This window comes from Acetomicrobium mobile, from assembly GCF_937920065.1.
In genome coordinates this window covers 1-1954 of record NZ_CALETC010000080.1, presented here as the reverse complement: position 1 = coordinate 1954, position 1954 = coordinate 1, and the positions used below count along the sequence as shown (strand labels likewise).

3 protein-coding genes are annotated in these 1954 nt (G+C 47.9%); all 3 read left to right on the top strand.

From position 1 onward, the window contains the following. Nucleotides 1-577: hypothetical protein (locus tag Q7P41_RS03205; RefSeq protein ID WP_303882074.1), on the top strand; the 577-nt coding region annotated here is incomplete at its 5' end. Nucleotides 578-654: 77 nt separating this feature from the next. Next, nucleotides 655-1215, top strand: a complete 561-nt coding sequence (locus tag Q7P41_RS03200) for a hypothetical protein (RefSeq protein WP_303882073.1) — start codon at nucleotides 655-657, stop codon at nucleotides 1213-1215. Between the two features lie 183 nt (nucleotides 1216-1398). After that, entirely contained in the window at nucleotides 1399-1896 is a 498-nt protein-coding gene (locus Q7P41_RS03195) for a hypothetical protein (protein WP_303882072.1), read from the top strand. Nucleotides 1897-1954: the final 58 nt, after the last annotated feature.

Below are 1954 nucleotides of genomic sequence, written 5' to 3'. Positions count from 1 at the left end.
CAGCTCAGAAAGGACTGCTCCCATAAACGACAGCAAACGGCCTCTCGCAATATATGCGCCGGCCTACGATGAAGTGGAGCTTGAGCTTGTTTTAAATCTTCTTTCCGTCATATTTGCGAAAGATTCCATACTGCTAGTTCCCGAAGCTGACTGCTTCAGGGAAATCATAAAAAAGACGGACTGGAATGCCGTCTGCTCCTCGTGCCGACCGGTGGCCGATTCGGATTCCGTAGTCTTTGGTTTCGGCCGCCACGCCCTTCTTTACTTCATGAAGATGGCGCGCGAGACTACGGGTTTTGAGTACCTGCCGAAATTAGCCTACGAAAGGCCTGATGTTCTGCCCTTTGGAAATGGGATAGCCTGGGAGTTGGGAGACTGGCATATGGTCGAAGTGTCAATTGCGCTGGCGACTCCAAGAGAACTGACTCTTCACTCAAAAAAGGCCGACGAGACAATAGCGGCCCTGATAGCTCCGACGCTGAAAGATGTAAAGGGAGACGGCTTTGATCCGGAGCCCTTCATACATAACGAAGACGACCTCGAACAATTTATGCTTGACGATTGCGATTGGAAATAAATTCCAGGCAAAGCGGCCTCTTGAAGGTCTTGTTTCATGACGTTTCGAGAAAGCATGTCGTGATTGGGGGTTTTAAAGTGTCGGACGAAATCAGAAAGGTTTGGGAGATTATCGAAAAATCGAGCGCATACAGGCCCAAAAGAAACGTCTGGAAGGTTACTGCGATAATAAGCATGTCGGCCCTCGTTGCCCTGTTGGCATACGTCATCTGGTGCAATCTGCCCAAGGTCCCTTCGGAAAGGGAAGCTGCTGACCAGGTTACGCGCATATTGGCAGATCAAGATTTTTCGTATACCTATGGCTTCCTTGAGGGAGCAAACGTCAAGCTGACCCACCGTGGAATCACCTCGGGAAACGCAGATGTTACGTGCTTTTTTATGCCTGGCAATGCGTCTAAAAGCTTTGACCAGATTAAAATGTATTGCACAGTGAAGTTGAAACGGCTCTACGAAGAACTTCCGTGGCTGAATGAGTGCTCTTTTACGATAAAGTGCCCTTATCACAGCAGGCCCGGAGGGCCGATAGAGTGGCGTCAGGAAGTGCGCTTTAAGTTCAGCAGGTCCATTTACAAAAAGATAGACTGGGAAAAGTTCTCTTACACAGACATTTTAAAAGCCGCAGAAGACGTCCAGTTTTAAGGACTGCGGGTGCCGGCTGCCGCACAATTCGGGCAGTCGGCATTTCGCCTGTGGAGGAAAGTTTGGAATATGAAGTTTTACACGTACAACTTCAAGGTTTGACTGCAATATATCCAGCAGTTATAATTGGTTTAATTGCACGATGTACGGTATCATATGTTGCCTTTTAAGGGAGTGAGTGTTGTGGAAGAACGAGATATCTTAGTTCCCGCGGAAGTTATCCTGAAAATACAGAAAGACTTTGAACTGGACAAGTACGAGCTTGCGACTCTTTTCGGCATAAGCCTCCGCTCCGTCCAAGACTGGCTGAAAAGCGGCATTAAAGGGGAGAGAGGCTTAAACGTCGCCATGATAGACTGCCTCCTTACGCTGCAGCTGCTCAGCGAAAAAGATCCGGAAAATTTTATGACCTTCAAACAGCTAAGGGGATTGGTGCAGAGGGTAGTTAGGGAGCCGAGCCTGGTATTTTTCCAATTCGCGCCCTACGAAGATGATTTAGGGCCTGTTGCGTTGCTGTCCTTGAAGCACCCGAAGCTTAGCTCCGTTTTCATGGCCGTGATATTTTTATTATATTTAAAGATCAAGGGAAGGACGATCAAACTTAGCGATGCCCCAAAGGCCTTAGAGGAGCAAAACGTTTTTCAGTTTTTTATGCGTCCCTCGGACAAAGACGAGCAGTGACTCAAGTGGAGGGCGGATAAAATGACTAAAGAAGAGCTTAAAGGATGCACAGATCGCT